Raw genomic sequence first — 24,742 nt, 5'->3', positions numbered from 1 at the left:
CTGCACAACAGGAAGATGACGCATGCCGAGTGAAGGCCTTCACGTCCCCCGCGAAAAACTTAGCCGCAAGAGCCTCAACCGCCACTACGCCATCACCTCGCTGATCGAGGAATTCGAGGCGGTTGACTGGTACCGTCAGCGTGCTGACGATTGCGACGACGTCGAGCTGAAAAAGATCCTGCTGCACAACGCCCGCGAGGAGCTGGAACACGCCGCCATGCTGCTGGAATGGCTGCGCCGTGACGATCCGGAGACCGACGAACAGCTGCGCAAGTACCTGTTCAAGGACGGCTCGATCGCCGGCCATGAGGCAGAGGCGATCGGGAAATAGGTATCAGGAATCCCGCTCTGCCCGGCCAGGGCCGGGCAGAGCGGATAGACGTTTCTAGCGCTTGATCGACAGCGCCACGCCAACAAAGCGCGGCTCGCCGGCGATGAAGGTGGGGATGCCGAAGGCGTCGCCGGTATTGCCAGCGTCCTTGATATAGTCCTGCTCGAGCAGGTTGGTCGCAAACGCCTCGATCTTGATGGCGCTGTCCTTGCTGGGCTGATAGCCGATGCGCAGGTTCATCAGGCCATAGGCCTTCTGCTTCTCGTCCTGGATGGCATCGCCCGTGGTCTGCAGCACCGCGCGGTCGTTGTTGTTGTCGAAGAACACTTCCGACTGCCAGGTATAGGTCGGGGTGATGGTGAAGCGGCCGATAGGGGCATCGAACGCCACATTGGCACCCAGCGAGAAGCTGTCATCGGGCGACAGGCGGAAGCTGTTGTCCTTGAACAGACCGTTGCCGAAGCGCGCTTCGCTATGGGCGTAGGTGCCGAACACCGTCGCATTGGCCGTCACCTGGAAGGTCGCCTGCCCCTCGAAGCCGGTCGCTGAGGCCTCGCCGGCATTGGTCGTGACGATCTGCCCCGCCGAGTTGCGGATCGAGGTCTGGAAGTTTTCGTAGTCATAGCGATAGACCGCGCCCTCGAGGGTCAGGCGGCGATCCAGCAGGGCGACCTTGGAGCCGATCTCGTAGGAAATGACCTCCTCGGCCGGCACGGCGGTGAAGCGAGCGGGACCACCCGGGACGGCCGGGCCGCCGCCCGACAGAACCTTGGGGCGGCGGCCGGTGGCGACCGAGGCATAGAGGTTGGCGTCAGGGCTAACCGCATAGCGGCCGACGACCCGGTAGGTGATGCCGTTGTCGGTGAAGCTCTTGTACTGGGCCTGACCATTGGTGGTAGGCTGCACGAACAGGCCGCGCGGCGTGGTCGGCGTGCTGCCGCCCAGCACCGAGCCGCCATTGCCCAGGACGACGCCGTAGCCGCTTTCCTTGTCGTCATAGGTGTAGCGCAGGCCGGCCGCCAGCTCGAGCTTGTCGGTCGCCTTCCAGGTCACATCGCCATAGGCGTCATAAGACTTGGTCTTGCCGTAGTTGGTGAAGGTTTCCAGGTGCTGGCTCTTGAGCGGCCCAAAGGACGGGATCGCATTGATGAAGGCCAGACCGGCGACATTGGGCCTGACGAAGCCCGGGATCGCGCCGGCGCGGGCGGCAAAGACCTTTTCGTTGAACAGCAGCGGCACGCGCTGGCTGCCGTCTTCCCAGAAATAGCTGAGCCCGCCGAAGGCGGTGACCGAACCGCCGGCGTCATAGTTCAGACGCAGGTCCTGGCTGGCCGACTTGCCCTGGGCGTCCTCGGCGAAGGTGAACAGCGGCAGCGAGAAGCCGTCAGCGTCAAAGATCTCCTCGCCCGCAAAGCGGCGGAAGGCGGTCGTCGAGGCCAGAGAAAGCGCATCATTGATCTTGTACCGGGCCAGGCCGGTGACACTGAACACGTCGCGCTCGAGGCCCAGCTTCTGGTCGTTCTCGAAGCCGGCCACGGTGGCCAGGGCCGCGCCCGAATTGCGACCCAGATCACCCAGCACCGCGCCCGTGGCCGGGTCGGTCGGCAGATAGGTCAGCGACTTGAACGAGGTCCCCGACGGGCTGTCGGACTGGTAGTTGACCAGCAGGTCGGCGTCGAAACGCTCGGTCGGCCGCCAGTTCAGGGCCACGCGCAGCGCGGTCGTCTGGGTCGAGTTGAAGTCCTCGCCGACCAGCAGGTTCTTCACATAGCCGTCGCGGTGCTTGATCCGGCCGGCGATGCGGATCGACAGGGTGTCAGTGACCGGCGCGTTGAACATGCCCTCGGCCATCAGGTAGCCGAAGTTGCCGCCCTCAAACCGCGCCGAGGCGGCATAGCCGGGCCGCGCCTTGGCCTGGATGATGTTGACCGCGCCGATCAGCGCGCCGCGACCATAGAGGGTCGATTGCGGGCCCTTGGCCACTTCGACGCGCTCCAGGTCGAATAGCTCGACATAGGAACCGCGCGACTTCGAGATCGAGACCCCGTCCTGATAGACTGAAACGCGCGGCTCGTTGGTGGCCTCGCCCGAGTCCGACGTAATGCCGCGCATCACGAAGCCCGGATTGTTGGGCGACTGGTTCTGGACCTCGAAACCCGGAACGAAAAGCGACAGCTCCTCGAACTCCTGAACGCCCAGCATCTCGAGCGTCGAGCCCGAATAGGCGGTCAGCGAGACCGGCACATCCATGGCCTTCTGCTCGCGCTTCTGGGCGGTGACGACAACCTGCTCGACCTGAGCGGCGTCAGCCGGGGCATCGACGTCGGCCGCAACGGCCATGGAGGCGAGGCTGAGCGCCAGAACACTGGTGGCAGACATCAGCAAGGTGGTGTGGATCGCGCGCATCGATTATCCCCTTCGACGACAAGCTGGAACTAAGCTCCCGGCGGATAGGCACCGCCGGTGTCGGACGCGCGACGGGATTGCGACGGAGCGATGAAACACCCTTGAGCCCGCTGGACGACGATACAGACGACATCGAGACCGAGGTTCAGGTGCCACAAACCGAGGCCCGGCTTGAGGTTGCTCTGACGGCGGATGACGCTGGGGAGCGCCTGGACAAGATTCTGGCGGCACGGTTCGAGAGCCTGTCGCGCGCTCGCCTGCAGGCCCTGATCGCCGATGGCCGGCTCAGCCTGGACGGTCGGGCCCTGACCGATGGCTCGCAAAAGGCCCGCCCGGGCCTCTATCAGCTGCAGATCCCCGAGCCGATCGCGGCGGAGCCTTCGCCCGAGGACATCCCGCTGAGCATCCTCTATGAGGACGCCCACCTGATCGTGGTCGACAAGCCGCCCGGGATGGCCGCCCATCCGGCGCCCGGCAACTATACCGGCACCCTGGTCCATGCCCTGCTGCATCACTGCCGGGGCAGCCTGTCAGGCGTCGGCGGGGTGGCCCGTCCGGGCATCGTCCACCGGCTGGACAAGGAGACCTCCGGTGTCATGGTCGCGGCCAAGACCGACGCCGCCCATCAGGGTCTGTCGGCGCTGTTTTCGACCCATGACATCGACCGGCTCTACATCGCCCTGACCCGGGGGGCCCCGCATCCCGACAGGGCCACGATCCAGACCCAACTGGGTCGCTCCCCCCACGACCGCAAGAAGATGGCGATCCTGAAGAGCGGTGGCCGCGAAGCCATTACCCACTATCGTGTCGAGGACGTCTTCGGACCGGCGGACAAGCCCCTGGCGGCGCGGGTCGCCTGCCGGCTGGAAACCGGCCGCACGCACCAGATCCGTGTGCATCTGGCCAGCCGGAGCACCCCGTGCCTGGGCGACCCGGTCTATGGGGCCAGCCAGCCCGCCGCCGCCGTAAAGGTCCTGATCGAGAGCCTCGGCTTTTCCCGTCAGGCCCTGCATGCCGCCGTACTCGGCTTTGTCCACCCGATCACGGGCGAGACCCTGCGGTTCGAAACGCCCCTGCCTGCCGACATGGCCGGTCTCGAAGCAGGCCTGAAAGCTCTTTGAGCCATCGGTCTCTTGCAGCGGCGATATAAACGCGCCCTAATTCGGCTGCTGCGACGGCCCAGTCTGGTGCCCTCTCCGTTGCCCGGAAGGCCCTGATGACCGCGTCCCGTTTGCTTTTCGCCCTGCTGACCGGCCTGGCCGTCTCCGGCCCCAGCCTTGCCCAGACCGTGGCCGGCGATGACCAGGCCGTTGCGACGGCCGCCCACCGGCTGGACGCCAGAGCCGCCGCCCAGGCCGAGACCGCACCGGCCGTGCCGACGCCTCCGGTCCGGGCCCTGACCACCGAAGAACAGATCGCGGCCTTCCTGACCCCTTCGCCCGCCAGGGCAGACCGCGACGGCCAGGAGGCCTTCGCGGACTCCGCAGACGGATCGGTTCGCCGGATCCACGGCAGCGTCGGTGTCTCGGTGGGCACGGGCGGCTATCGCAGCGCCTATGTTGCCGCCCAGATTCCAATCGGCGAGACCTCGACCCTGGGCCTGGCCTATTCCCAGACCGACTATGGCAAGACGGCGGTCTTCTATCCCTATGATGACCGTGGTTATGGACTGGGCGGTTACGATCAGGGCGGCTGGAACGGCCGCCACGTCGGCCTGGGCCAACCCGGATACTGGGGTCGCGGCGGACAAAATCAGTCCCTCGCCGTGTCCCTCGCGGTCGGTGGGGATCGGCAACGGCCGCCCGAGGGCTGCGCCCCGGCCTTCCGGACCGGGGATCAATTCGTCGAACCGCTGTGGGCGACCCGGATGCGCGGCCAGGCCAGTCCCTGCTCCGGCGAGGCGGCTCCCTGACGGCAGACCCTCGCGCCTGAAACCGATCACATTGATGATGGGTCGCGTTCGCTGATGCTTAACGGCTTGCGGTCATGGTGGCGTATCGGGATCTATCAGGCGTTCGCATGCAGCCGGAAATCATCGCTCACCATCATCCCGCCACCGGGACGGTGACCTATCTCGTGATCGACCCGGCCACTTTGCTGTGCGCGATCGTTGACCCTGTTCTGGATTTCGATCCCGAGACCCAGGCCACCGACACCCGTTTCATCGACGCCATCATTGCCCAGATCCGCGAACGCGACATGGGTCCGACCTGGATCCTGGAGACGGGCCTGCATGCCACCCACCTGTCTGCTGCCGGCCATCTGAAATACGAGACGGGGGCCTCGGTCTGTATCGGGGCGGCCGTCATCGAGAGCCTCAAGCGCCTGGCTCCAGCCATGGGGGAACACGGCGTCGATCTGGAGGGCTGGGATTTCGACAAGCTGGCCCAGGACGGCGAAGTCCTGCCGATGGGTGCGCTCGAGATCACCGCCCACGCCGTCTCCGGCCGCCTGCCCGGGGCTGTGGCCTATCAGATCGGCGACATCCTGTTCACCGGCGACGTGGTGCTGGCACCCGAGCTCGGGACGGGCCGCGCCGACCTGCCGGGTGCCGATCTCCAGGCCCTGTTCGCCGATGCCCGCAAGTTCCTGTCCCTGCCCGACGACACCCAGCTGCTGGCTGGCTGGCAATCCAGGGAAGGTGCCGGCACCACCACCGTCGCCCAGCAACGCGCTGAAAACGTGCAGCTACGCGATGGCGTCGACCTGCCGACCTTCGTAGCCGCCCGCCAGGCTGCCGATGCCGTCCTGCCCCCCCTGCCCTATCCCGCCCAGGCGCTGCGGGTCGCCATCCGCTCGGGCAAGCTGCCGCCGGAAGGCGAAGGCGGGCTGCGCTTCCCGCCGACCGATATAAGTTCTTTTTGAAAACGGACTTGCCACAGTCCACGCTGCGCCCCTAGGCTGGATCTTCCAGTCCCCGGGAAGCGCGCCATGTCCGAAGATTTCAGCACCGCACTGACCGAGCGCCAGTCCGGCCACCTGCCGGACCTTCTGGGCCTGGAATGGCTCGAGGCGCGGGCGGGCTATGTGAAGGGTCGCTTCACTGTCGCCCGACACCACATGGCCCCCAACGGCTTCCTGCACGCCGCCAGCGTCATCGCCCTGGCCGACAGCGCCTGCGGCTATGGCTGCGTGGTCTCTTTGCCGCAGGGAGCCACAGGCTTCACCACGATCGAACTGAAGAGCAATTTCCTCGGCACAGTCCTCGAGGGCGGGGTTCTCTGTGAGGCCAGTCTTCTGCACGGCGGCCGCACCACCCAGGTTTGGGACGCCGTCGTCACGGCCGAAGCGACCGGCAAGACCATCGCGCTTTTCCGCTGCACCCAGATGGTTTTGCATCCGCGCGCCTGACGGCGTCAGAAAGCCGCCAACAGGGACTTGCGTAACCGTCACGACCCCGCTAGGTATCGCGCCCTCGACCTCGGGCGGTATAAAAACCCTCGAAAAGGCACCCATGGAGAGGTGGCAGAGTGGTCGAATGTACCGCACTCGAAATGCGGCGTGCCTGGAAGGGCACCGTGGGTTCGAATCCCACCCTCTCCGCCACTTGCCTTTGAAAAAATAGCCGCCTTCGCTGGACCCGACCGATCAGATCGGGCCCAGGGTCAGGCTTGCGAGGCTCTAGGGCGCGACGTCGAAGGCCTTTGGCTGCTCGCCGCGCTGATAGATCTCCCAGGCCCCGACATAGGCAGCCTCGATGTGACGTCGCGACAGGTCGGTGTTGAACAGCGGCGTGGTCGGAACCTGGTCGATGAGCCGCTGGCGAAGCGCTTGTAGCCGATCCGGATCGCGGGCCAGGGCCAGGGCCAGGGCCTCATAGGCTTCCAGACTGTCGGTGATCAGTTCAGGCAGGCCGACGGCCGTCAGAAGGCTGGCGGCGACGCGGGCGGCAAAGCCTTCACCGATGCAGGTGACCAGCGGCAGCCCTGCCCAGAGCGCGTCACTGGCCGTGGTGTGGGCGGTGTAGGGCAAGGTGTCGAGAAAGAGATCTGCCAGCCTATGGCGGGCGAGGTGGTCCTGAAGATCAACCCTCGACGAGAAGACAAGCCGGTCCGAAGGCACCCCACGAGCCTCGGCTTCCGCGCGCAGATTGAGGACCGCATCCTCACGCCCACCGATAAGCCAGAGCACGCTGCCTGGAACGGCCTGGAGCAGCCGCATCCAGACGTCGAACACAGGAGGGCTGATCTTGTAGTGGGCGTTGAAGCTGGCGAACACGAAGCCAGTTTCCGGCAGGCCCTCCTGGTGTCGCGAGACCGTCTCTGCCGCGATAACCTTCCGATCGTCATTGATCTGGTAGGCGTGCGGCAGACGGATGATCTGCTCGCAATAGGCCTCTTCGCGCCCGCGCGGCGCAACGATTGGGTCGGCCAGAATATAGTCGACCAGGCCGTGGCCGACGGTCCCCGGATAGCCGAGATAGTTGATCTGGATCGGAGCCGGTCGGGCCGCAAAGATCGACGGCCGCAGGTGGCCGGTCAGACCGTTGAGATCGATCAGGATGTCCGTCTCGGCCGCCCGGATCCGCTGGGCGATCTCCAGGTCGCTGGCACCGGAGACATCATGGAATTCCGGGAAGGCGGCCTCGATGCGCAGACGATGCACGTCACCAATGCTGGGGGACAGGGCATAGGCCGTAATGTCGAAACGGTCGCGGTCGTGCCGTTCGAACAGCCCGGCGACCAGATGGGCGACGGGATGGTCGCGGAAATCCGATGATACATAGGCGATTCGGATCTTGTCATGGCGATAGACCTCACCGGTCCACAGAGGCTGGACCGGCACCGGAAAGCGTTTTCCGAGATAGGTCTCAGAGCACAGCCTTTGCGCCAGGGGATCATCGCAGCGGGCCAGGACCGCATGGGGATCGTCACTGAAAGTCAGGATGCGCTGCTCAAAGGCGGCCATGGTTTCGGCATGATCGGACCAGTCGCAGATCTTGATCTGTTCGCGATACTTCAGGCTCTCCGCCACGGCGCTGGTCGGTTCCAGCCTCAGCACATTGCGGCAGCTTTCGATGGCCTCCCGGGGCCGTTTCAGGACAGCCAGGAGACCGGCACGATTGGCGTGGGGCGCCGGCAGCTCAGGCCGGATCTCGATGATCCGGTCATAGGCGACCAGGGCTTCATCATTGCGGCCGAGCCGGACCAGCAGATTGCCCCTCGAAATGAGGCCATCGATATCGTCCGGTGCAATCGCGAGCGCCTGATCATGGGCCGCCAGGGCCTGGTCGAGACGGCCCACCCGGGCCAGCAGACCACCCATGGCATTATGGGTGTTGGCCCGGCCCGGATTGTGGGCGATGCAGAATGACCAGAGGCGCATTGCGCTCGAAAGGTCGCCGCGAGCCTGCGCAATCAGGCCAAGATTATGCAGACTGTCCGGCTCATGCGGCATCAGGGCCAGAACAGCCTTGTAATAGGGCACGGCGGCATTGATCTGGCCCAGCCTGTGCAGTCGAACGGCCTCACCATGGTTGGCGGCGGCGTCCGACGGGTCGATAGCAGGCGTGTCGTTCATGGTGTCCCGTTCGTAGCCGTCAGCCCGCCTTGGTCAGGCAGGCCTTACTTGAAATGCTGACAGGCCAGGGCGGATTCAGCCTTGAGCCGCTCCGGGCTCGACGCGCCCAGCCAGACGATATCCACGATTCCCATTGGATAGGGGAAGCTCTAAACTCGCAGTGTGCGCGACCGCAGCCGCCTGACAATCGTTGAAGGCAATCTTCCTGCAGAGGTATTCTTGACCGACGACTTCAGCGCCGAGGACTGGTTGCAGCAGGCTGTCGAGGCCAGCAATGACGGCCGCCACACCGAGGCCCGCACGGCCTTTACCAGGGCCCTGGCGCTCGACCCGGCTCTGGGCGAGGCGCATCTGGGCCTGGGTCTGTCCTATATGGCGACGCGAGACTTTGCCGAGGCTGTCGCACCTTTGCGGGCGGCGGCGGCGACGCCAGACGCACCGGCTCTCTGGCAGGCCTGCCTGGCCCAGGGTCTTTACATGACCGGCGACTTCGCCGGCTGCGCAGAGGCCTTCGAACGGGCTGCGGCCCTTGAACCCCTGGCGACCAATGCCCGCCTGACCCATGCCCGGGCCCGCACTTTCGCGACCATGATCGAAGGCTCCGTCGAGGCAGCCCTGGAACGCTATGCTGCCCTGGCCGGCGAAGGGGCCGAGGACATCGAGGTCATTGCCAGGGAGGCCTTCGCGATCCTGGGGGTGTTCGGCCACGCCGAGGCCGCGGCTGCCCTGGGCGCCTGGCGGCTGGCCCGGCAGCCGGATGACCAGATCCAGGCCTATCTGCTGCAGGCGGTCAGCGGGGCGGCGGTCGATCGGGCCCCGCCCGCCTATGTCGAGGCTCATTTCGACAGTTTCGCCGACAAGTTTGACCATCAGCTGGTCAACCTGCTGAACTATCGCGCGCCCGAACGGATGGCCGAGCTCGTCGCCCGCCATGTCGGGTCGTTCGGCGCGATCCTCGACCTCGGGTGCGGGACCGGGCTCTCCGCCCCGGCCCTGGCCCAGTTCGGGGGCCACCTGACCGGCGTGGACCTGTCCGGTGCCATGCTGGACCACGCCCGGGCCCGGGGCGGCTATGACGCCCTGGTCCAGGGCGAGGCGATCGCGTTTCTGACAGACCATCCGGGCGCTTTCGATCTGATCTTCGCCGCCGACATGGTGATCTATTTCGGCGATCTGTCCGACCTCTTCAGGGCGGCGGCTGGGGCCTTGCGCCCGGGCGGCCTCTTCACCCTCAGCACGGAGTCGGGCACGGGAACCTGGACCCTGCTGAGCTCCGGCCGCTTCGCCCACGCCGATGCCTATGTCGCGCAGGCGGCCGGTGCGGGCTGGACCCTGCTGGACCAGGAGTCCCTCGCCCTGCGCCATGAGGGCACAGCGCCGGTTCAGGGCTCCCTTCACGTCTTTCAAAAGTCCATCTGACCGCATGCCGGCCGATGCGCCTCCTCATCCGCTGATCGCCCAGGCGCGCGACCAGCTCAATCGCGGGCAGGTCGAGGCGGCCCTGGCGGCGGCGCGGAAGCGGCTGGCGGCAGACGGCGATGATGTCGACGCTCTCGAGATCCTGGTCCTGGTCTGCCAGCAACGTGGCGAGGTTCTGGAGGCAAAGCGGCTGCTGGAGCGCATCCTCATCCTGGCCCCCGACCTGGACTGGCCGCGGGACGATCTGGCGATCCTGCTGGCGGGCCTGGGTCGCAAGGCCGAGGCCGAGGCGGTCGTCCGCGACGCCCTGGCCCGCAATCCCGCCAATCCCCAGGCCTGCGCCCTGCTCGGAACCCTGCTGACGGAACGGCGCGATCTGCCCGGCGGCGAGGCCGCGTTCAAACAGGCCCTGGATCTGGTCGGCGATCACCCTCCCACTCAGGTCGCCCTGGCCGCCAACCTGATCGAACAGGGCCGGCTGGAAGCGGCCGAGCCCCTGCTGGCCCGGGCTGACCGTCTGGCCCCCGGCGATGGCCTGACTCTGGCCCACTGGTCGCGGCTGCGCGAGGCCCTCGGCGATCTGGCCGCCAGCCGCACCCTGCTGGATCGGGCTGCGGCGGCCGGGTTCGACGTCACCCTGAGACGCGCGGTTCAGCTGGGTCGCGAGCAGCGCCATGCCGAAGCCCTGGCCGTGATCGAGACCGTACCTGGTCGCAAGGGCGGCGACGCCCTGCTCGAAAGCGGCCGGCTGAAGGAAAGGCTGGGACGCCCCGCCGAAGCCTTTGCCGACTTCGTCGAGGGCAAGGCGCGCCTGGCGGCGCGGGACGGCCTGACCTATGACGGTGCGGCCGTGGCGCGGGAATTCGAGACCCTGGGCCGGCTGGTCGAGACCCTGGGTCCACCGCCCCTGGCGGCCCGCCGCGAAGGCGCGCAGCCGGTCTTCGTCTTCGGCTTCCCGCGCTCGGGCACGACGATGGTCGAGCAGGTGCTGACCAGCCACTCGGCCATAGCCGCAGGCGGCGAACTGCCCTTCGTCAACGAGATGGTCACGGCCCTGGAAAGCCGGTTTGGCGGCCTGCAAGCGCTCTGGACGCCCGGCGTCGCCGAAGCCCTGCGGGACCTCTATCTGGAGCGGGCGGCGGCCTTCGGCCTGAGAGGCCCCGGCAAGCCGCTGTTCACCGACAAGATGCCGCTCAGCGAGGTCTGGACGCCGGTGATCCGCGCCGCCTTCCCGGAGGCCAGACAGGTCCGCATGGTCCGCCATCCCCTGGACACGGCGGTGTCGATGCTGTCGCACAACCTGACCCATGGCGACTCTTGCGGTTATCGGATCACGGACATCGCCCACCACATGCAGGCCGTCCACGCGCTGACCGGACGCTATGCCCGTACCCTGGGCGAAACGGCCCTGACCCTCCGCTATGAGGACCTGGTGGCCGATCAGGAGACCTGGACCCGGAGACTGCTGGCCCATCTGGATCTGGCCTTCGAACCGGCCTGCCTGCGCTTTCACGAAAACCGCCGCTATGCCCCGACGCCGAGCTACGCCCAGGTCAGCGAGCCCCTCAATGACCGCTCCATCGGACGCTGGCGGCTCTACCACCAGGCGCTCGAACCGCAGGCCAGGGCCCTGGCCAAGGTGATCGCCGAGCTCGGTTATACGGACTAGGCGCTGCTGACCGCCCAGTCCGAGAACCGCGCCTCGAAACCCGGGCCAAACGGCGCGCAGGCGGTCAGGCCCAGTTGAACGCTCCTGCCCATGGGCAGGTAGCCCAGTCGCGCGTCGAACAGGGCCTGGCCGGTGCGGCCATAGCCACAGGTCAGGATCGGTCCGCGGCGGGTGACACGCAGCGTGACCGGTCCCGTCCAGCCCTCCAGTCGGGTCACGGAGCCGTCGGACCAGTCGCGGGTGAAGACGCTCGCGGCATGGGGCTGGCCCGACAGCCACTCGATCCCGCTCTTCATCCAGGTCTCGGCATCGACGCGGACCATCAGGCCCGTCTGATCGGCGTCAGCGCCATAGTCGGCTTCAACCGTCACGGTGCTGATGAAATCGCCGACAATCTCGCGGAAGTAGAAATGGCCACTGTCGAGGTTACGCCCTTCGGACAGGGTCTTGCGCCAGAAGTCCGATCCGCTTTCGGCCCTCAGGCTCAGACCCGAACCTGTGGCGGTCCAGACCTTTGGACGGTTCAGCCAGGCGGTCGGCTCAGCGGCCCGGCCCAGGGACGGCGTCAGGGCCGCAGCCCCGGCACCGACCAGCGCAGTCCGGCGGCTGAGGATCACGCGGGCAACTGGCGAATGGCTTCGGCCATCGCGTCGGCTTGGGGCCCCAGCACCACGTGGACGGTCCGTTCACCGATCCGGGCCACGCCCCGCACGCCGAGCTGCCTCAGGGCGGCCTCATCGACGGCCTGGGGGTCGCGCAGCACCAGGCGCAGGCGGCTGGTACAGCTGCCCAGTTCCTCGATATTGCGCACCCCGCCCAGGGCGCTGGCGAGCCCCTCGGCCAGGGCGCGGTCGCCCGCCGGTGCAGGGGTCCCCAGGGCCGGTGCAGGCGCTGTGGCCGCGGACGCTGGGGCGCTGACCGATGCGCTGCCCATGGCCGCCCGGATCTCGCTGGCCACCTGGTCGGCGATCGGCCCGAGCACGACCTGCAGGGCCCGGTCCGAAGGCCGCACGATCCCGCGGGACCCCAGGGCCTTGAGCCGAGGTTCGTCCACGACGCCCGCCCCGGTCACCACCAGCCGCAGCCGGGTCGTGCAGGCGTCGACCGAAACGAGGTTGGCCGCGCCGCCCAGGGCGATCAGGAAGTCCTCGCCCCGTCCGCCGGCTGAGGCGGCGACAGGCACGGCAAGGGCATCATCCGGCTCGCGCCCCGGGGTCTTGAGGTCGAAGCGCACGATCACGAAGCGGAAAACGCCGTAATAGATCGCACCATAGACGAGGCCGACCGGGATCAGCAGCAGGGGCCGCGTCGCCTTGTTGAAGTTCAGGACATAGTCGAACAGACCCGCCGAGAACCCGAAGCCCAGCTTCACGTCCAGCAGGTTCATGATCACCATGGACAGGCCCGTCAGCACCGCGTGAACGGCGTAGAGCACCGGGGCCAGGAACATGAACGAGAACTCGATCGGCTCGGTCACGCCGGTCAGGAATGAGGTCAGGGCCAGCGAGCCCAGCATGCCGCTGACCGCCTTGCGGCGCTCCGGCCGGGCCGTATGGAACATGGCCAGGCAGGCGGCAGGCAAGCCGAACATCATCACCGGGAAGAACCCGCTCATGAAGGCCCCGGCGGTGGGATCGCCGGCGGCAAAGCGGTTGAGGTCTCCGGTCGCGCCATTGAAATCGCCGAGGATGAACCAGACCACATTGTTGAGGATGTGGTGCAGGCCAGTGACGATCAGCAGGCGATTCAGCAGGCCATAGACGAACAGTCCGACATCGCCCGAGGCGATGACCAGACCGCTGAGGCCGTCGACCCCGGCTTCGAGATAGCTCCAGCAGAAGCCGAACAGCAGGGCCAAGCCCACGCCGGCCAGACCTGCGACGATCGGCACAAACCGCCGGCCGCCGAAAAAGGCCAGATATTCCGGCAGCTTGATATTGGAATAGCGATTATAGAGCCCGCCGCTGATCACCCCGGACAGAATACCGACCGGGATCGACAGCTTGCCGATCTCCTTGGCTTTCCAGGCTGCGATGGTGAGATCGCGGGCACTCTCGACGACCGCAGCGGCGACGGCCGGCGGCACGACGATCAGGGCGTCGATCCCCTTGGTGGCGATGACGTAACAGACGACACCGGCCAGGCCTGCGGCACCATGGTTCTCGCGCGCCAGGCCCACAGCGACGCCGATGGCAAAGATCAGCCCGAGGCTGGAGAAGATCGCTCCGCCGGCCGCGCCGAACACATTGGCGATGGCCAGGGACAGACCGCCGGTCATGGCGGCCAGTTCCGGTGCCCCCAGCAGGTCGGGCTGGCCGATGCGAAGGAGCAGGGCCGCCACCGGCAGCACCGCGATGGGAAGCATCAGGGCCCGGCCCAGGGGCTGGAGGACTTCGAGCGGCGATTTCATCGCTTAGACTCCGGCCAGAAAGCGATTGGCGACGTCCCGGACCGCCTCTGGCGAGGTCAGGTCAAGCACCTGGGCGGCCAGGGCCCGGCAGGCCTCAAGGTCGAGGCTGCGCACCAGGGCCTTGACCTCCGGCACAGCGGCGGCCGTGGCCGAGAGCTCGGTAACGCCCAGACCCAGCAGGATCGGGACAGCAGGCAGGTCAGACGCCGCCCCGCCACAGACCCCGACCCAGCGATGATTGCGGGCCGCGCCGGCGCAGGTCTGGGCAATCATCCGCAGGACCGCCGGATGCAGGGCGTCGATGCGGGCGGCCAGCTCGGGATTGCCCCGGTCCATGGCCAGGACGTACTGGGTCAGATCATTGGTGCCGATCGACAGGAAGTCGGCCTCGGCTGCGATCAGATCGGCGGTCACGGCCGCAGCCGGTGTCTCGATCATCACGCCCAGTTCGACCCTGTCCGTGATCCCCAGCTCCCGCTTGGCCTCGTCGAGCACAGCCCGAACCGCACGCAGCTCGTCGAGGCTGGCGATCATCGGGACCATGATCTTGCACTGACCGGCCGGGCGAACCCGCAGAATGGCGCGGATCTGGGTCTTCAGCAGATGCGGCCGCCAGAGGCTGACCCGGACACCGCGCAGGCCCAGGGCCGGATTTTCCTCGGCCGGGATCGGCAGATAGGGCGCGGCCTTGTCGCCGCCGACATCGAGCGTGCGGATGATCAGCGGTTTGCCGTCGAGGGCCGAGGCGATGGCCTGGTACTGGCGGGCCTGTTCGTCCTCGTCGGGCGGCGTGTCGCGCTCGAGGAACAGAAACTCTGTCCGCAACAGGCCGCTGCCTTCGGCCCCATTGGCCGTGGCGGCCAGGGCGTCATTCAGGGAGCCGACATTGCCGTAGACCTCGATGCGCTGACCGTCGCGGGTGACACAGATCTGGTGGGCCGAGGCCTTGGCGCGCGCCTTGCGTTCCTGGCGCTGGGCCAGCCGGGTCTGGGCCGCCTCGAGCGCAGGCGCATCGGGGGCGACACGCAACTGGCCGCTGTCGGCATCCAGGATCAGGGCGGTACCGTCGGCCACCGTCATCACCGCGCCGCCGACCGCGACGAGCGCCGGGATGCCCATGGCCGCCGCCAAGATGGCCACATGCGAGGTGGGCCCGCCCCGGGCCGTGCAGAAGCCGGCGATCAGGTCGGGATCGACGCCCATCAGTTGCGAGGGCAGCAGCTCATCGGCCAGCAGGATCGAGCCGGCGGTCAGGTTCGCCGTGCCTTCTTCTTCCCCGGTCAGGGCCCGCAGGACCTGGCGCTCGAGATCGATGAGGTCGTCGACCCGTTCGGCCAGCCGGCGATCGCCGAGGCCGCGCAGCGCCTCGACATAGCCTCCGACGGCCTTGCGCCAGGCAAAGCCGGCGCTCTTGCCCTGGTCGATCAGGCCGCGCGCTCCGGCCGCGAGTTCCGGATCCTCGAGGAAAGCCAGATGGGCAACCAGGATCGCCTTGCGCGCCTTGTCGCCCTTGGTCGCGGCCGTCTCCAGGCGGCTGCGCACCGTGCCGAGGGCCTCGGTCAGGGCGGTCTGTTCGATCGCGACCCCATCCCCCGCCTCGCGCACGCTGATCTCGGCGGCAGACAGGCGCACGGCCTTGCCGATCGCCAGACCCGGCGCGGCGAGGACGCCCTTGAACACGCCATCGGTCGGCCAGGTTTCAGCTTGAACCTCCGCAACCGGCGCAGGCGATGCCCGCACGGTCGGTGCATCCGCCAGGGGTACGGGTCCGCCTTCGCCCATCCCGCTCTCGATCAAGTCGGCGAGGGCAGCCAGGGCGGCCTCGGCGTCTACACCGCTGGCGACCACGGAGATCTCATCACCGTGACGAATGGCCAGCGACAACAGGCCGACCGGGCTGCGGGCGCTGCCGCGCCGACCGCCGGCGATCAGGGCGGTTTCGGCCTCAAAGCGACGGGCCGTCTCGGCAATCCGGGCGGCGGGTCGGGCGTGTATGCCATGGACCAGGGGCACCCGCAGCGAGCGTTCGATCGTGGCGTTGGCCGTGCTCGCGACCGCAAGGGGAGCGGCAATGGCGCGCAGCTCCATCAGGGTGTCGCCGATCTCAATGGCGTGATCCTGCTCGCGATGAACGATCTGGAATGCGTCAGGATTGGTGATGACGATCGGGGTCATCAGACTACGGACGTTCTGGGCCAGGAAGTCGAGATCGAAGGCGATCAGGGGGTCTCCGGCCTTGACGCTCTGGCCCTCACGCACCTGAACCTCGAATCCCGCCCCCTCCAGTGCGACGGTCTCCAGACCGAGATGCATCAGGATCTCCGCGCCATTGGCGGCGCGCAGGGTCACGGCATGGCGGGCCCGGTGCACGGTCAGCACCACGCCGTCACAGGGCGCGTGCAGGCTCGAACCGGTGGGATCGATCGCTAGGCCGTCGCCCAGCATGCGCTCGGCGAACACCGCATCGGGCGTCTCGTCGAGCGGCGCGATCCAGCCCTTAAGCGGCGCTGAGAGAACGAGGTTGGACACGAAACTTGTACTCTCTCGACAGTCTAGTTGGGCTTGAGCGTGACCCGATCGATCGCAAAGGTCGGATCGACGCTCCGGGCCGTGAACATCAGGCAAAGGTCGTGGCGACCCGGTCGGGCCGGAATCTTGCCGGACACGGTCGACAGGGCTGGTTCCCTGGCGGCCTTGCCGAGCGGGATCGCGGCGATGCGCTCGCCCTCGCAGCCCAGCAGGACTTCCAGTTCACCCTCGGCCGTCGACGGCTTGCGCAGCGGGATCTTGCTCTTTTCCTCGCCGATCTGGAAGTTGAACGGCACCTGGCCGATGCGCGCCGTCAGGGTGGCACCGCGCGACAGGTCCGCCCCTTCCCAGATCCAGCAGGGGTTCATGATGTCGATATGGAAGACGGCCCGGTCGCCCTGAACCGGTGCATCGTCTTCCAGCAGCAGGGTCAGCTTGTCGCTGCAGGCCTTCAGCTGGTGTCCCGTGCGGGTCAGCAGGGTGTCCGGGCTGGCGCTCAGGTCGCGAATGCGCCCCAAGGGACGGCCGTCAACGAAGGTCCGGGCCCTGAGCTTGTCCGTAGCCGCGAGGGCCAGGGGCTTGTCATAAAGGCTGGAAGCCATCGTCGGCTCGGCCCCGCCGACGGCATAGCGAATCTCGCCGATCGCCAGACTGGACGCCAGGGCGACCTCGACCTTGCCGTCTTCGCCCGGCGAGACGGTCGCCTGGGGCTCGAACGGCACGGCGTCATAGGCGACGCCCAGCGTGTCCAGCCGGGCGAACTCGGCCGGCATGCGGCGATTGAAATCCGCCCAGTCCGTCACGGTCTGGGGCGACCAGCCGCGCTCGGCGACGGCCACCAGCCGCGGGAAGATCATGCGCTCAAGCCGCTCGTCGGTGCGCATGTGCTCGGTCCAGGCGTTGGCCTGCAGTCCGATCACATGCTTGCGCTCGTCCTCGGTCATGGCCTTGGGGGCCGGATCGAAGTCGTAGACATCCTTGAGGCTGACGACCCGGCCCCGGCCCGGCGGTTCGTCCGGCGACGGGCTCTGGCGGTTATCGAGGTACATCAGCGGCCAGGGCGACAGCACCGTGTCGTGACCCTGTTTGGCGGCAGCGATCGCGCCGTCCAGGCCGCGCCAGGACATCACGGTCGCATTGGGAGCCAGGCCGCCCTCGAGGATTTCGTCCCAGCCGATCAGGCGACGACCGCGCGCCGAGAGGTGCTTGCCGACCCGCTGGATGAAATAGCTCTGGGCGGCGTGTTCATCGGCCAGACCCAGGGCCTTCATCTGGGCCTGGATCTTCGGGCTGGCCTTCCACTGGGTCTTCACGGCCTCGTCGCCGCCGACATGGATATAGTCGCTGGGGAACAGCTCCATGACCTCGTCGAGCACGTCGTTCAGGAAGGCGAAGGTGTCGTCATCCAGATTGTAGAGCCAGGGAAAGATGCCCCAGTTGTTGCGATCGATGGCCGGCGGGTTGGGATTCACCCCCAGTTTCGGATAGGCGACGATCGGGGCCAGGGCGTGGCCCGGCATCTCGATCTCGGGGACGATGGTCACGTTGCGGGCGGCGGCATAGGCTACGAGGTCCCGCACCTCGTCCTGGGTGTAGAAGCCGCCATAGCGGATGGCCTTGCCGGTAGCGGGATCGCGGCCGGCAGCGCCAGCCGGGGTCCGCCAGGCACCGACCTCGGTCAGTTTAGGGTACTTCTTGATCTCCAGGCGCCAGCCCTGATCATCTGTCAGATGCCAGTGGAAGGTATTGAGCTTGTGGGCCGCCATGGCGTCGATGATGCCCTCCAGGGTCTCGATCGACTGGAAGTGGCGGGCGCTGTCGACCATCAGGCCGCGCCAGCCGAAACGTGGCGCATCCTCGATGCTGACACCCGGCAGATCGGCAGGGCCACGGCCCGCTTCCTGGGTGGCCAGCTGCCAGAGGGTCATGGCACCGTAGAACAGGCCCGCGCGCTTGGCGGCGGTGATGGTCACCCCGGTCGGACCGGCCTGCAGGGCATAGGCTTCGCCTGCGGGGCCGCCCCGAGCCAGGACGATGCCGGCTTCACCGGCGGGCGGAGGTCCCTCGACGATGGCAGGGGTCAGCCCCCGGGCCCGGCCCAGGAGATCGGACAATTGAACGGCGACACCGAGCGCCTCGACGTCGCCTTTGGCGACAAAGATCCGGGTCTTGGCGGTGAGCGCAAAGCTGCCCTCGGCGGTCGCCAGCTTGGCCGGCATGGGCGTCAGGGCCACAGGGCCGGCCAGAGCGGGTACGGCGGCGACAAGCGCGATGGCGGAGACCAGGGCGACGGCGGCGGATCGAGCGAGGGTCATGGGCGGGCTCTCACGGATACAGGCGCGGCAAAAAGGCGGGCGGAGCGACTGCGCGCTCCGCCCAAGCTCCATGCTTGCAGGTCAGGAGGATAAAATCAGCAGAGACGCGAGACTGGCGGGGCATCAGGAGATCCTGAACCATGCTGCCGCCGATGCAATCGCTGCGAGGTAGAAGAACGGGACTTCCGGACCAGAGGGAATCCGGAAGTCCCTTTGGGCCTTAGAACTTGAAGCGGACGCCGGCGTAGAAGGTACGGCCGTTGTCATAGATCGCCCGCGGCACGTCTGGCGTGCCGACGAAGTACTTCAGCTTCTCGTTGGTCAGGTTCTGAGCGTCGAACGTCAGGGCGACGGTCTTGTTCAGGTTGACGCTGACCGAACCATCCAGGGTCGCAAAGTTGTCCTGGAACATGTCGGTGCCACGATCGGTGCCCGACTTGAACTTCGAGCGGTAGCTGTAGGCCAGCCGCGCGCTGAGCAGGTCGTTCTCGAAATAGCCCGTCAGGTTGTAGGTGTGCTTCGAGGACCCATCGATCGGCTTGCCCAGGTCGGTCTTGGCGTCCGAATAGGTATAGTTGCCGATGAAGCCGAAGCCGCCGCCGATCGGCTGCTGCAGGGTCACTTCGAAGCCGCGGTTGGTACCGCCGTCCCCGTTGATCGGACCCGTCATGGTGAAGGTATCACCCTTGCCGGTGCCCAGACGCTGCTGGGTCTGCTGGGTGACGTGGTACTCCTTGTAGGTGCGGCTGGTGATGTAGCTGTCGATGTCCAGCAGGAAGACGCCGACCGACAGTAGGGCCTCCGGCGCATAGTACCATTCAGCGGCGGCGTTGAACTGCCAGGCGCGGAAGGGATCCAGCTCCGGGTTGCCGCCGGCGCTGCCGGTGACAGCCGTGTCGTTCAGGCTGAAGGCACCGGCGAGCTGGGCATAGCCCGGACGCGACATCACCTTGGCGGCCGACAGACGGACGACAACATCATCATCGGCATTCACGACCAGGGTCGCGCTGGGCAGGATGTCCCAGTAGTCGCGATTGACCTTGCGAGCACCGAACGAGCCGAACACGTTGGTGATGGTCGCGGGCGTGACCGAACCGGAATACTGGGTGGTGTCCTGTTCGGTATGGACGGCGCGGACGCCGACATTACCGCGCCAGCGATCGCTGCCGAGCTTGGCCATGGCGTAGACGGCCTGGGTCTTTTCCTGCACCGCGAAGCTGAGCGGCGGATAATAGGCGAACTGACGCCCGCCATTGCCCTTGAGGGCCGCCAGGACCTTGCCGCGGTCGGCCAGGACATAGCCCTGACCCGAGAGACCGATGTCTTCGCCATAGTTGGACGGCGTCGAGGCACCGACCACCGTACCCAGATCCACACCGGACGTGCCGCTGTAGACGCCGTTACCGGACCAGGCATAGGCCGTGTAGTTCACTTCGCGGGTGTGGTCGGTGTAGCGGCCACCGAACAGCAGGGCCTTCAGGACCCCATTGTCGACCGTGTATTCGACATCACCCTTGGCGTAGAACTCCTCGTCGGGGCTCTCGACCTTGCCGCCCCAGGACCAGCTGTAGAAGTTGTTCAGATAGGCAGCCGAACCGACGGCCGGCAGGCCGGGATAGCTGACCTTGGTCACCGGCGCGCCGAGCTCGTAGCTCATGCCGGTTTCCCAGTAGGTTTCCCACGCCTCGGTGTCGTCCGTGGCGCCTTCACCCTTGGTGTAGCCGATATTGCCGCTGATCTTCAGATTGTCGCTGGCGTGATAGACGCCGTCGAGGTTCAGGTCCCACGAGGTCGAGTGGGCGGTACGGAAGATGTCATCCTGCACCATGCCGCGGCTCTTGGTCCCGTTCGGCGAGGTCGCCGCCCAGGTCGCTGCCGACAGGATGCCGTTGCTGATCTTGTAGGAGGTCAGGGCGTTGCCGGCCGAACCAGCCGGACCCGTATTGGCCGAGATCAGATTGCTGACCCAGGCCATGCGGTTCACGTTGGTATTGTCGGCGTCCATCTTGGTGTAGAGGCCCGAAACCGACAGCTCCAGCTTCTCGTTCGGCTCCCACTGGGTGACGAAGTTGGCACCCTTGCGCTTGCGGGTCTGCTGGAAGAAGGCGTTGCCGATCAGGTTCGGGGCCAGGACGGTCTGACCCGTGCCGGCGAAGTTCTGATACTCGGTGTAGCCGAGGATTTCCTGGCCATCGCGGCGGAACTCGCGCTCCTGATAGAAGGCACCGACCAGGGTACCAAAGGTGCCGGCTTCATTCTTCCAGCTGACCATGCCCGATACCTGGGGCGTCCACTTTTCAGCGCGGGTCGCATAGAGGCCCTGGACCGAGGCATTGGCGGTCAGGCTGGGCAGGTCCAGCGGCATGCGGGTGTGCACGTCAACCGTGCCACCGACGCCACCCTCAGGGATGTTCGCCGCCGAGCTCTTGATGATGTCGATGCGGCCAACGACTTCCGAAGGCAGCATGGAATAGTTGAAGCTGCGGCCGCCGCTGGTCTGATCGAGAACGAACCAGTCGCCGGTGGCCATGTTGTGGCCGTTGAGCAGGGTCAGGTTGAGGTTCGGATCGGTGCCGCGAACGCTGACGCGCTCGTTCTCGCCGAAGCCACCCGCCGCGGCCGAGCCGGTGACGACATTGACGCCCGAAACGCGCGACAGCGAGTCAGCGACGTTCTTGTCCGGGAACTTGCCGATGTCCTCGGCGGTAACGACTTCCGACACCAGATCGGAGTTACGCTTCTGCTGGATGGCCTTTTGCAGCGAAGCCCGAATGCCGGTGACGACAACTTCGTCGACCGTATCGGCTTGCTGCGCGAAGGCAGGCATTGCGACCATCACCGCCAGGGCACTGGCGGACGCGGTCAGGATCATTTTGTGAACGCTTCTCATAACTCGGCTTCTCCCCTTTTCGCCGGCCCTAGGCCCGGAGCCGAACTCCAAGCCCAATTTGGTACCAATTATCTGCGGACATCCGCAGATTGCGGTACTTCTCGGGCCTTGGAGCCAGACTGTGACGGATTTCTATCGAATGACAAGTCCAAAAAGAAACCAATTGCAGACCACGTTCTTATTGGTATGAAAATGGTCATATGCTATCGACATCGCCAGGCAACGGCAGCGATTTGCTCAGGGAGGCTGATTTGACAATGTTTTCGGAACGGATCGGCCGACTCGATGCCGGTGGTGCCGAGCACGCGCCGCTCTACAAGCAGCTGCAGCGCGCCCTGCGGGATGCGATTCACAAAAAGATCCTGGCCCCGGATGACGCCCTGCCCGCAGAGCGGGACATGGCCGAGGAGTTCAGCATCTCGCGCATCACAGTGCGCAAGGCACTGGATGGCCTGGTCAGCGAGGGCCTTCTGACCCGCCGCCAGGGGGCCGGCACCTTTGTCGCCGCCCGGGTGGAAAAGAGCTTCTCCAAGCTGTCGTCCTTCACCGAGGACATGATTTCGCGCGGCCGCGTGCCGCGCAGCGAATGGATCAGCAAGAGCGAAGGGTCGGTCACGCCCGAGGAATCCCTGACCCTGGGCCTGTCGCCTGGCACGCCGGTCTACCGCTTCAACCGCATTCGCTACGCCGATGGCGCGCCGATGGCGGTGGAATACACGACGGTCGCCGCCTTCGCCCTGCCCTCCACCGAAACGGTCGGGACCTCGCTCTATGAGGCCCTCGAGAACACCGGCCACCGCCCCGTTCGCGCCCTGCAGCGCCTGCGCGCCGTGCTGTTCAACGCAGAACATGCCGACCTGCTGGGCGTGCCCGTCAAGGACGCCGGCCTGCTGATCGAACGGCGGGGTTTCCTGAAGGACGGCCGGGCGGTGGAAGTCACCCAATCCTACTATCGCGGCGACGCCTATGACTTCGTCGCTGAACTGAACGCCCTGTCCTGAAGGAAGACCCATCTTGGAGGCCACGACCTTGACCCGACCGCAGGCCCCCGTGACCCCGGCGCAACTGACGCCAGAGTCGACCCGCATGTTCCAGGAGGCTGGCCAGGCTTCGCAGGTCGTCGCCGCCCAACTGGCCGCCAATGCCTCCAGGGTCGCGGCGATCGCAGAACGTCTGCGCGCCAATCCGCCCCGCGCCGTGGTGACCTGTGCCCGGGGCAGCTCGGACCACGCCGCCACCTTCGCCAAATATCTGATCGAGACCCGGACCGGCGTCCTGACCTCGTCGGCAGGCCTTTCGGTCAGCTCGGTCTATGCGGCCGCCCAGAACATGGACGGGGTGCTCTATCTGGCCATCTCACAATCGGGAAAGAGTCCCGACCTTCTGGCTTCGGTCCGGGCGGCCAAGGCTGCCGGTGCTTTCACGATCGCCCTGGTCAATGACACCGCCTCACCCCTGGCCGAGATCGTCGATGCGGTCCTGCCCCTGCATGCCGGGCCCGAGCTGAGCGTGGCGGCCACCAAGTCCTACATCGCCGCCCTGTCGGCCATCACCCAGCTGGTGGCGGCCTGGACCGGCGACACCGATATCGCAGAAGGGCTCGCTGCCCTGCCCGCCGGCCTCGCCGGGGCCTGGGCACTGGACTGGTCCGCCGCCGTCGAGCGCCTGACGCCGGCGCGCAATCTCTATGTGCTGGGCCGCGGGGTCGGCTTCGGCATTGCCCAGGAAGCGGCCCTGAAGTTCAAGGAGACCTGCGGGCTGCATGCCGAGGCCTTCAGTGCCGCCGAGGTGCTGCATGGCCCCATGGCGCTTGTGAAGTCCGGCTTCCCGGTTCTGGTCTTCGCCCAGAATGATGAGAGCCGGGGCAGCGTCGACGCCATGGCGGCCAGCCTGGCGGCCCGTGAGGCCGATGTGCTGCTGGTTGGGGCCGGAGACAGCGGCAGCCTGCTGCCGGCCATCGCCGCTCATCCGGTGATCGAACCGATCTTGATGATCCAGAGCTTCTATCGCATGGCCAATGCTCTATCGGTGGCTCGCGGCTATGACCCCGACAGCCCGCCCCATCTCAACAAGGTGACAGAAACCGTCTGATGCTGGCAGTCCTGGTAAATGGCCGCATCCTGACGGACGACGGCGTCGTCGACGGCAAGGGCCTGTTGATCGAGAACGGCAGGATCGCCGCTCTGGTCGATGCCGCCGAGTTGCCCGCCGATGCGTCAGTCCACGACCTGCGGGGTGGATGGCTGGTCCCCGGCTTCATCGACACCCAGGTGAATGGCGGCGGCGGTGTGCTGTTCAATGACGCCCCGACGGCGGAGACCATTGCCGCAATCGGGGCCGCTCACCGTCCCTTCGGCACCACGGGTTTCCTGCCCACCCTGATCAGTGACGACCTTTCCGTCGTGGACCAGGCCATGCGCGCGACCGAAGCCGCCATCGCGGCCGGCGTGCCGGGGGTGCTGGGAATCCATATCGAGGGCCCGTTCCTCAACGCCAAGCGCAAGGGTATCCACGATGCCGGCAAGTTCCGGGTCATCGATGATGCCGCCCTGGCTCTTCTGGGCTCGCTGAAGGCGGGCAAGACCCTGGTGACCCTGGCACCGGAAACCACGACGCCGGACATGGTCCGTCAGCTGACAGATGCCGGGGTCATCGTTGCTGCAGGCCATACCAACGCGGCCTATGGCACCATGCGCAGGGCCCTGGCGGCCGGCCTGACCGGCTTTACCCACCTTTTCAATGCCATGTCGCCCCTGACCAGTCGGGAACCTGGCGTGGTCGGCGCAGCGCTGGAGAGCCAGACAGCCTGGTGCGGCCTGATTGTTGACGGTCGCCACGTGGATCCTGCGGTGCTGCGCATCGCCCTGCGCACCCGGCCGCTGGACCGCTTCATGCTGGTCACGGATGCCATGCCGACCGTGGGCATGATCGACAAGAGCTTCGACCTGCAGGGCCGCCAAATCCATGTTGTCGACGGCGTCTGCGTCGATGCGCATGGCACCTTGGCCGGATCCGACCTCGACATGGCCGGCGCGGTGCGCAACGCCATGGCCATGCTCGGCCTGTCGCTCGGGGACGCCGTGACCATGGCCGCGACCGCTCCGGCAGCCTTCCTGGGCCTGTCGGCCCAGCGCGGCCGCATTGCCGTCGGCCAGGCCGCCGACCTCGTTCTGCTGGATGACGCCCTGCAGGTCCAGGCCACCTGGATCGACGGCCTCGTCGCCTGACCGCCGAAACGAAAAGGGCGCCGGCT

17 protein-coding genes and 1 tRNA gene are annotated in these 24,742 nt (G+C 66.7%); 11 read left to right on the top strand and 7 right to left on the bottom strand.

The annotated features are described in order from the left end of the window. Positions 1-22: 22 nt before the first annotated feature. Positions 23-331, top strand: a complete 309-nt coding sequence (locus AQ619_RS02265; protein ID WP_062143667.1) for a ferritin family protein — start codon at positions 23-25, stop codon at positions 329-331. A 54-nt stretch (positions 332-385) separates the two neighbouring features. On the opposite strand, the gene AQ619_RS02260 is transcribed toward AQ619_RS02265, so the two are convergent. Then, positions 386-2,737, bottom strand: a complete 2,352-nt coding sequence (locus AQ619_RS02260; protein WP_062143666.1) for a TonB-dependent receptor — start codon at positions 2,735-2,737, stop codon at positions 386-388. 149 nt (positions 2,738-2,886) lie between these two features. Here AQ619_RS02260 and AQ619_RS02255 point away from each other — a divergent pair, with 149 nt between their 5' ends. From AQ619_RS02255 to AQ619_RS02235, 5 genes are all read left to right on the top strand, one after another. After that, positions 2,887-3,858, top strand: a complete 972-nt coding sequence (locus AQ619_RS02255; protein ID WP_378109289.1) for an RluA family pseudouridine synthase — start codon at positions 2,887-2,889, stop codon at positions 3,856-3,858. A gap of 95 nt (positions 3,859-3,953) precedes the next feature. After that, entirely contained in the window at positions 3,954-4,649 is a 696-nt protein-coding gene (locus tag AQ619_RS02250; protein ID WP_084745706.1) for a hypothetical protein, read from the top strand. A 107-nt stretch (positions 4,650-4,756) separates the two neighbouring features. Further along, entirely contained in the window at positions 4,757-5,602 is an 846-nt protein-coding gene (locus tag AQ619_RS02245) for an MBL fold metallo-hydrolase (RefSeq protein ID WP_062143664.1), read from the top strand. 66 nt (positions 5,603-5,668) lie between these two features. Continuing rightward, positions 5,669-6,088, top strand: a complete 420-nt coding sequence (locus AQ619_RS02240) for a PaaI family thioesterase (protein ID WP_062143663.1) — start codon at positions 5,669-5,671, stop codon at positions 6,086-6,088. Between the two features lie 105 nt (positions 6,089-6,193). Then, positions 6,194-6,283, top strand: a tRNA-Ser gene (locus AQ619_RS02235). 75 nt (positions 6,284-6,358) lie between these two features. On the opposite strand, the gene AQ619_RS02230 is transcribed toward AQ619_RS02235, so the two are convergent. Continuing rightward, positions 6,359-8,257: an O-linked N-acetylglucosamine transferase, SPINDLY family protein gene (locus AQ619_RS02230; protein WP_062143662.1), complete on the bottom strand. Its 1,899-nt coding sequence runs from the start codon at positions 8,255-8,257 to the stop codon at positions 6,359-6,361. 219 nt (positions 8,258-8,476) lie between these two features. On the opposite strand from AQ619_RS02230, the gene AQ619_RS02225 reads away from it, so the two are divergent. Further along, a complete protein-coding gene (locus tag AQ619_RS02225; RefSeq protein ID WP_166504120.1) occupies positions 8,477-9,676 on the top strand; it encodes a class I SAM-dependent methyltransferase in 1,200 nt (399 codons plus the stop codon). Positions 9,677-9,680: 4 nt separating this feature from the next. Continuing rightward, on the top strand, positions 9,681-11,345 hold the full coding sequence (locus AQ619_RS02220) for a tetratricopeptide repeat-containing sulfotransferase family protein (protein WP_062143656.1): 1,665 nt from the start codon (positions 9,681-9,683) through the stop codon (positions 11,343-11,345). On the opposite strand, the gene AQ619_RS02215 is transcribed toward AQ619_RS02220, so the two are convergent. The 5 genes from AQ619_RS02215 to AQ619_RS02195 form a co-directional block, all read right to left on the bottom strand. Beyond that, on the bottom strand, positions 11,342-11,962 hold the full coding sequence (locus AQ619_RS02215) for a DUF1349 domain-containing protein (protein ID WP_062143653.1): 621 nt from the start codon (positions 11,960-11,962) through the stop codon (positions 11,342-11,344). The genes AQ619_RS02220 and AQ619_RS02215 overlap by 4 nt on opposite strands. Next, positions 11,959-13,755, bottom strand: a complete 1,797-nt coding sequence (gene nagE / locus AQ619_RS02210) for an N-acetylglucosamine-specific PTS transporter subunit IIBC (RefSeq protein WP_062143650.1) — start codon at positions 13,753-13,755, stop codon at positions 11,959-11,961. Before nagE ends, AQ619_RS02215 begins: the two co-directional genes overlap by 4 nt. A gap of 3 nt (positions 13,756-13,758) precedes the next feature. Continuing rightward, the gene (gene ptsP, locus AQ619_RS02205) at positions 13,759-16,284 is read right to left on the bottom strand and encodes a phosphoenolpyruvate--protein phosphotransferase (protein WP_062143648.1); all 2,526 of its coding nucleotides are present in this window, start codon (positions 16,282-16,284) and stop codon (positions 13,759-13,761) included. Between the two features lie 23 nt (positions 16,285-16,307). Next, the gene (locus AQ619_RS02200) at positions 16,308-18,599 is read right to left on the bottom strand and encodes a beta-N-acetylhexosaminidase (RefSeq protein WP_062143646.1); all 2,292 of its coding nucleotides are present in this window, start codon (positions 18,597-18,599) and stop codon (positions 16,308-16,310) included. Between the two features lie 220 nt (positions 18,600-18,819). Beyond that, entirely contained in the window at positions 18,820-21,471 is a 2,652-nt protein-coding gene (locus AQ619_RS02195; RefSeq protein WP_236849519.1) for a TonB-dependent receptor, read from the bottom strand. A gap of 275 nt (positions 21,472-21,746) precedes the next feature. Between AQ619_RS02195 and AQ619_RS02190 the strand changes: the two genes are divergently transcribed. Genes AQ619_RS02190 through nagA form a run of 3 tightly spaced genes read left to right on the top strand, consistent with a single transcriptional unit; the run spans position 21,747 to position 24,716 of the window. Continuing rightward, complete coding sequence (locus AQ619_RS02190) at positions 21,747-22,490, top strand: GntR family transcriptional regulator (protein WP_062143640.1); 744 nt, start codon at positions 21,747-21,749, stop codon at positions 22,488-22,490. A gap of 13 nt (positions 22,491-22,503) precedes the next feature. Next, the gene (locus AQ619_RS02185; protein WP_062143637.1) at positions 22,504-23,580 is read left to right on the top strand and encodes an SIS domain-containing protein; all 1,077 of its coding nucleotides are present in this window, start codon (positions 22,504-22,506) and stop codon (positions 23,578-23,580) included. Then, positions 23,580-24,716 (top strand): N-acetylglucosamine-6-phosphate deacetylase, encoded by a 1,137-nt coding sequence (nagA, locus tag AQ619_RS02180; protein WP_062143634.1) that lies wholly within the window; start codon positions 23,580-23,582, stop codon positions 24,714-24,716. The genes AQ619_RS02185 and nagA overlap by 1 nt, the downstream gene beginning before the upstream one ends. Positions 24,717-24,742: the final 26 nt, after the last annotated feature.

It is taken from the genome of Caulobacter henricii (assembly GCF_001414055.1).
In the GTDB taxonomy this organism is placed as follows: Bacteria; Pseudomonadota; Alphaproteobacteria; order Caulobacterales; family Caulobacteraceae; genus Caulobacter; species Caulobacter henricii.
Note: the sequence above shows the minus strand (reverse complement) of the source record. Positions and strands in the feature narration are given on the sequence as shown.

Coding starts and splice junctions, on each gene's coding strand:
- AQ619_RS02265 (WP_062143667.1), top strand. CDS start 23: ATGCCGAGTGAAGGCCTTCACGTCCCCCGCGAAAAACTTAGCCGCAAG.
- AQ619_RS02260 (WP_062143666.1), bottom strand. CDS start 2,737: ATGCGCGCGATCCACACCACCTTGCTGATGTCTGCCACCAGTGTTCTG.
- AQ619_RS02250 (WP_084745706.1), top strand. CDS start 3,954: ATGACCGCGTCCCGTTTGCTTTTCGCCCTGCTGACCGGCCTGGCCGTC.
- AQ619_RS02245 (WP_062143664.1), top strand. CDS start 4,757: ATGCAGCCGGAAATCATCGCTCACCATCATCCCGCCACCGGGACGGTG.
- AQ619_RS02240 (WP_062143663.1), top strand. CDS start 5,669: ATGTCCGAAGATTTCAGCACCGCACTGACCGAGCGCCAGTCCGGCCAC.
- AQ619_RS02230 (WP_062143662.1), bottom strand. CDS start 8,257: ATGAACGACACGCCTGCTATCGACCCGTCGGACGCCGCCGCCAACCAT.
- AQ619_RS02220 (WP_062143656.1), top strand. CDS start 9,681: ATGCCGGCCGATGCGCCTCCTCATCCGCTGATCGCCCAGGCGCGCGAC.
- nagE (WP_062143650.1), bottom strand. CDS start 13,755: ATGAAATCGCCGCTCGAAGTCCTCCAGCCCCTGGGCCGGGCCCTGATG.
- AQ619_RS02200 (WP_062143646.1), bottom strand. CDS start 18,599: ATGACCCTCGCTCGATCCGCCGCCGTCGCCCTGGTCTCCGCCATCGCG.
- AQ619_RS02195 (WP_236849519.1), bottom strand. CDS start 21,471: ATGATCCTGACCGCGTCCGCCAGTGCCCTGGCGGTGATGGTCGCAATG.
- AQ619_RS02190 (WP_062143640.1), top strand. CDS start 21,747: ATGTTTTCGGAACGGATCGGCCGACTCGATGCCGGTGGTGCCGAGCAC.
- nagA (WP_062143634.1), top strand. CDS start 23,580: ATGCTGGCAGTCCTGGTAAATGGCCGCATCCTGACGGACGACGGCGTC.